The sequence below is a fragment of the Neisseria sp. P0009.S007 genome (assembly GCF_051962515.1).
In genome coordinates this window covers 6,341-11,965 of sequence record NZ_JBQCVF010000062.1, presented here as the reverse complement: position 1 = coordinate 11,965, position 5,625 = coordinate 6,341, and the positions used below count along the sequence as shown (strand labels likewise).

The following is a 5,625-nucleotide window of genomic DNA, read 5'->3' as shown; positions in this document are numbered from 1 at the left end:
CCGGTTGTCCCGTCAACAAATTCCTCCTCAGTCGTCGCCCGTGTACTTTTGCCGTAATAGCGCATAATGCCGCCGATAGTCAATTTATTGCCCAACCATCGGGACCCTAATTCAAACCGACCGTAATCTCGGGGTAAGCGGGAAATTTTGCTTAAGCCGTAGCCTTGTTTGATTTGGTCTTCTTTAGAAGAGTTGCGGGGCGATTCGCTGGCATCGCTATAATTGGTCGGCTGGTTGGTTTTTTGATATGCGTAAGACAGGGTTGTAAAAAAGCGGCCGAAATCATAGTTCATTTCCACTTCCAAACCATTTTTATGGACAGGTTTGGCGTAGTTTCGATGCTGGATAGAGTATTGCAGGCCGGTACTGGTTACCCAGCTGGGTGCTTTATCCAAATCCCACCATTTGCCATAAACATTGTGGATATAGTTGTTTATCCTGCTGCGATAGGCGACCAGTTTGAAACCCAATACATCGTCCGGCTTGAAAATCCCTTTTTTGAAGGTATTGAAGCCTATTTGGTAAGTATTGGCCTGTTCCGGCTTGAGGGCGGTATTGACGCCTGAGTCGCCGATTTGTGAAAAATACATTTCTTGAATATTCGGCATTCTATGCGTACGCGAATAGCTGATAAACGGCATAAAGTAGTCGTTGACATTGATGTTTAATGCCACCGAATGGTTTACCGCATGCTTTTTACCGGATTTGGTATAAACCGGTTCGTAAAGGTCGCAGCTTGGCGTGCAATGCTGTTTATAAATTTCAGAATCTTCTCCAAATGCTTTTTTAAAGTCTTCTTGGGTATTGAAGTAGTCGGTATATTCGCCCTTGTAGCGGTAGTTGACCATATTGGCGCTGTAATTCAATTGATAAATGCCTTTTTTCAAGGAAGTATCAAAATAGAACGTATTGAATTTTTGCTGGCCTGAAGGTTGCAATATGGTTGATTTTTGAGGAAATATTCCTTTGTCTCCTTTGAAACGGCCTAAAAAGCTGTACAGGCCGGCATCTTGATCCGGGCCGTCGTAAAACAGGCTCAGCTCTTCCGGAAAGCGGTTTTTACTGTATTGGTTTTTAAAGAAATTGAAACCGACGGTAGCTTTTAAATCTGTTTTTTGGGGAAGTTTGAAAGAAAAGCTGTTGTTGATATCCAAAAGATTGGCTGTGTTTTTGGTTTCCAAATAATCAAGCAGCCCCCATCCTGAAAAACGTGAGTTTTTCGGATATTTTTGTTTTCCCAAATTATGGGCGGCCAACACGTTTAAATCGACATAATCGCCAATGTTTAAGTTGTAATTGGCTTGGTAGTTGCGGTTTTCTACTTTGCGGCTGCCGATACGGTTGTTCATGGTACGAAGCTGAAGGTCCAGCTTGTTGTTGTCGTTTTCGTATTCCACTTTGACCAAATGGCTGTTTGAGCGTTGTTGCAGGCTGGTAGGATCGATTGGGGTCAGATCCCATTGCGGTGCCAAATTCTCTTTCCAGCTTCTTTCCAAGTCATCGACATAATCTCTTTGCAAAACCTCAGGATCGTTATATTTTTTGGAGAAAGGGTAGTCCCAATAGCTTTTACCGACCGCATTGCGCTTGGAAAAGTCACGGACCCAGAGATTTTGTTCGTGGTCGAATTTCAATAAATTGCTCTCAAAATATTCTTGTTTTTTACGATCCAGATATTCCTCGCCAAAATTGCCGATACGCTGACCGCCACCGCCTACTTTATAGTTTTGCTCGACATTACGGTGGCTGTAACCATATAACGCACCAAGGCGCGCTCCGCTGTCAAACCATTTTTGTACCGCTCCGGTTGCCATAAAGTTGCTTTTGGTGCTGTTTGTGCCGGTCAATCCTTTGGTCAAGAGGCCGAAGGTATTGTTTCCGTGTACTACATCGTCTACCCGTAAAGTACGGAAATTGGCTGTACCGGATAAGGTATTGATGCCGTTGGCACCCGAGAAACTGCCTTTGGTTACATCCACGCCGGCAATAAAATTGGGATCCAGTGCCGTACCGAATTGTGAGGAGCTGCCGCTGCGTCCGGCATCGGCAGAAGTGGAATAGAAGGTTTGGGTTACGCCGTCAACCATCGTATTGACACGTCCCAAACCGCTATCGCCACGGATATTGACCGCCAATACGCCTGATCCTTTGTCTTGTTGGGTGAAAACGCCGGGCATGCTCCGCACGATGGTATCGATGTTTTCGCTGGATTGATAAACGCGTTCACGCGAACTTTTGGCTTGGCCTTCGGTAAAAACTTTTTTCTCTTTGGCAATGTGTTTACCTTTGACTTGAATTTCATCAAGCTCTTGAGTTGAAACCTCGTCTTCTGCGTGTGCGATACTGGTTATAGCCAGTAAAGATAATGTTAGTAGATTTAATTTGAAATTCGGATTCATGATAGTTACCTCAGAAACGAAGTAGATACTTTATAACATATTATTAAACTTTACAAATATTTAGATAATGGTTTTTATTTATTAAAAAATAAAGCAGATTCTTGTTTCAGGAGATAATCCAAGCGCATATGATTAATCTGGCTGAAAAGATAAAGCAGGTCTGAATTTGAATTTGATTGGTTGAGAAGAAGGGAGATTTAATTGAATTTAAACAGCCGGAAGAAGAAAATTTGATTGCGATATGTGAACTGGGCCGTTAGTTTCAAATGAAACCGGTAAAAAACATGAAATGCAAAATATAAAGTTAATATAGAAAGATTTGAAGTCAGTTGAAGAAAAGGCCGTCTGAAAATGATATTTCAGACGGCCTTTATTGTTTTAAGCCTTATTCCGGACCGCGGAATGTGTCGTGGCAGGATTTGCAGGTTGCACCGGTTTCGCCGTAAGCGGCTTTGATTTCTTCCAATTTGCCGGTTTGTGCGGCGGCGTTGAGTTTCTCAACTGCAGCGGCAAATTTTTCTTCTTCGGCTTTGAAGGTTGCCGTGTCTGTCCAGATGGCAGGCAGGGCGCGGCCGTTGCCTTGAGGGTCGGATTCAAACAGGGTGAACGGTTTTTTGCTGTTTTCGGCGAAGGTTGCGGCGGCTTGTTTGAATTTTTCTACGTCGTAAGGCTCTTCGTCTTTGACCATTTTGCCCATGCGGGTAAACTCAGGCATCATGGATTTGAACGCGGCCGTACGGTCTTCGGAAATAGGGCCTTTAGGCTGGGAAGGCGCGCTGCTGCCGCCGCAGGCGGAAAGGGTAAGCGCCACTGCTGCCAAAGCAACAGGGAGAAAACGGGTTTTCATATGGAGTGTGTCCTATTGTAATGATATGATTATCGTTAAATTTAAAATCAGCCGGCCAAACTCTCAGGCCGTCTGATAAGGCGTTATCATACCTTAAACCCAAGTCTGAAACGAGTACAGAAAGGAAACGATATGGCAATTTTGATTACCGGGGCATCGGCAGGATTCGGCGCGGCAATGTGCCGTACTTTTGTTGCGGCAGGCTATCATGTCATTGGCGCGGCACGGCGCGAAGACAAATTGCAGCAGTTGGCAGAGGAATTGGGCGAGCAGTTTTACCCTTTGGAAATGGATGTTTCTCGTACGGAGTCAATTCAAAACGCTTTAAACAGCCTGCCTGAGCATTTAGCTGAAATCGATTGCCTGATCAACAACGCCGGTTTGGCTTTAGGTCTGGATTCCGCTGATAAAGCCGATTTTGGCGATTGGGAAACCATGATTCAAACCAATATCATCGGCCTGATTTTTCTAACCCGCCAGATTTTGCCGCAAATGGTAGCGCGCAAACAGGGCTACATCATCAATTTAGGTTCGATTGCCGGCAGTTATGCTTATTCCGGCAGTAATGTCTATGGTGCAACTAAGGCTTTTGTGCGCCAATTCAGTATGAATCTGCGCGCCGAATTGGCAGATAAAAATATCCGCATTACCAATATCGAACCGGGTTTGTGCGGCGATACCGAGTTTTCCAATGTCCGTTTCAAAGGCGACGATCAGCGTGCGGCCGAGGTTTATGAGAATGTCGAGTTTATCCAGCCGCAAGATATTGCTGATACCGCTTTATGGCTCTATCAGCGTCCGGCGCGGATGAACGTCAATTCCATCGAAATCATGCCGGTTGCCCAGACCTTTGCAGGCATGAAAGTTTACCGCGATGAGCCTGCTCCGGTGAAGGAAGAAACGTTTGAAAAACAAAGTATGTCTTTGTTTGGAAAAATTAAATCTTGGTTTAAGTAATCGGCATCAGGCCGTCTGAACGTTTCAGACGGCCTCTTTGTTATCTGAAATTGAACAAACACGTTATAATGTAATTTTTTATTAACAAGGCCGTCTGAAAGGCTGTTTCAGTTATGAACGTAATCAAACAAAAAATCTTAGAACAAGCGCAGCGCGATGGTGTGCAGGTAACCGCTTTGCGCGAGCAAGTGCTTGATATTGTTTTGAAACAAAGCGGCGTGATTAAAGCCTACAACGTTCTGTCGCAGATGCAGCAGCAAAGCGAGGGCGTGGTTGCGCCGCCGACGGCCTACCGCGCCCTTGATTTTTGGGCGGAGCAGGGCGTTTTGCACAAAGTGGCGGCGGTCAACGGCTATATTCTGTGCAGCCACGCGCAGCACGAGTGCAATGACCATTGCCATGACCACGAAGAAGCCGAAGCGCACCACAGCGCGTTTATTTTGGTTTGTACCGAATGCGGTACGGCAGATGAGCAGACCTTGAGCCAAGAATGGGCGGCATTGCGTGCAGGCGTGGCGGAAACTGGTTTCTCATTAAAAGAAGAACATGTTGTTTTAACAGGAATTTGTAAAAAATGTCAGAAGTAAAAAAGACTAAAGTCCACCTGATTTCAGGCTTCCTCGGAACAGGCAAAACCACCGCCCTTAAAAGTCTGATGGCACAAAAAGACCCGAATGAAAAATGGGTCATCATTGTCAACGAATTTGGCGAAATCGGCATTGACGGCGCCGTCTTGAGCGACAACGGCATTCCCGTGGCAGAAATCGCCGGCGGCTGTTTGTGCTGTACTGCCGGCGCGCAAATGGGTACGACCGTACAAAAAATGCTGCGCGATGCCCAACCTGACCGCTTGATGATTGAAGCCAGCGGTTTGGCACACGCTGCCAGCGTTATCGACGAATTGAAAGCCAAACCGCTCGACAGTATGCTAGAAATCGGCGCCGTCTTTACTGTTGTCGATCCGCGCCAATTCATTAATCCCGATTACGCGCAACAAGCCTTGTATAAAGACCAAATCGGCATTTGCGACGTATTGGTCGCCAGCAAAACCGACTTGTGTACGCCGGAGCAACTGGCCGAATTTCATGATAAAGCGGCCAAGCTGTTCCCGCCTAAAGCCAAAGTGGTTGAAGTACAAAATGCGCAACTTGACATCCAATGGCTTGATATTCCCGTTGTCGAAAAATCGCGCTACCGCCTCAAAGCCCTGCCGGACAACACCATGGGCTTCCAGTCGCAAGGCTTTACTTTCCCTGCCGGACGTGATTTCGATGGCGAAAAACTGACTGATTTCTTCAACGACCTGCCTAAATTTACAGACGGTCTCGTGCGTGCCAAAGGCGTGTTCCAAGTGCTCGGTACATGGGTATGGCTGAACTGGGTGGACGGTCAATGGGGCGCAAACCAAGTTTCATGGCGCCG

The 5,625-nt window shown here is 46.2% G+C and carries 5 protein-coding genes; 3 read left to right on the top strand and 2 right to left on the bottom strand.

Features of this window, described 5'->3' with window-relative positions:
- Both ACTHS3_RS07290 and ACTHS3_RS07285 read right to left on the bottom strand, forming a co-directional pair.
- On the bottom strand, window positions 1–2,399 hold a 2,399-nt coding region (locus ACTHS3_RS07290; RefSeq protein ID WP_440367545.1), incomplete at its 3' end, for a TonB-dependent receptor domain-containing protein.
- 385 nt (window positions 2,400–2,784) lie between these two features.
- The gene (locus tag ACTHS3_RS07285) at window positions 2,785–3,246 is read right to left on the bottom strand and encodes a c-type cytochrome (protein ID WP_004520832.1); all 462 of its coding nucleotides are present in this window, start codon (window positions 3,244–3,246) and stop codon (window positions 2,785–2,787) included.
- Between the two features lie 132 nt (window positions 3,247–3,378).
- Between ACTHS3_RS07285 and ACTHS3_RS07280 the strand changes: the two genes are divergently transcribed.
- The 3 genes from ACTHS3_RS07280 to ACTHS3_RS07270 all read left to right on the top strand — a co-directional run.
- Complete coding sequence (locus ACTHS3_RS07280; protein ID WP_049335582.1) at window positions 3,379–4,203, top strand: SDR family oxidoreductase; 825 nt, start codon at window positions 3,379–3,381, stop codon at window positions 4,201–4,203.
- Between the two features lie 113 nt (window positions 4,204–4,316).
- Entirely contained in the window at window positions 4,317–4,790 is a 474-nt protein-coding gene (locus ACTHS3_RS07275) for a Fur family transcriptional regulator (protein ID WP_004520830.1), read from the top strand.
- Window positions 4,778–5,625 (top strand): CobW family GTP-binding protein (locus ACTHS3_RS07270; RefSeq protein ID WP_440367543.1); only part of this gene is annotated, 848 nt, incomplete at its 3' end. The genes ACTHS3_RS07275 and ACTHS3_RS07270, both read left to right, overlap by 13 nt.

Coding starts and splice junctions, on each gene's coding strand:
- ACTHS3_RS07285 (WP_004520832.1), bottom strand. CDS start 3,246: ATGAAAACCCGTTTTCTCCCTGTTGCTTTGGCAGCAGTGGCGCTTACC.
- ACTHS3_RS07280 (WP_049335582.1), top strand. CDS start 3,379: ATGGCAATTTTGATTACCGGGGCATCGGCAGGATTCGGCGCGGCAATG.
- ACTHS3_RS07275 (WP_004520830.1), top strand. CDS start 4,317: ATGAACGTAATCAAACAAAAAATCTTAGAACAAGCGCAGCGCGATGGT.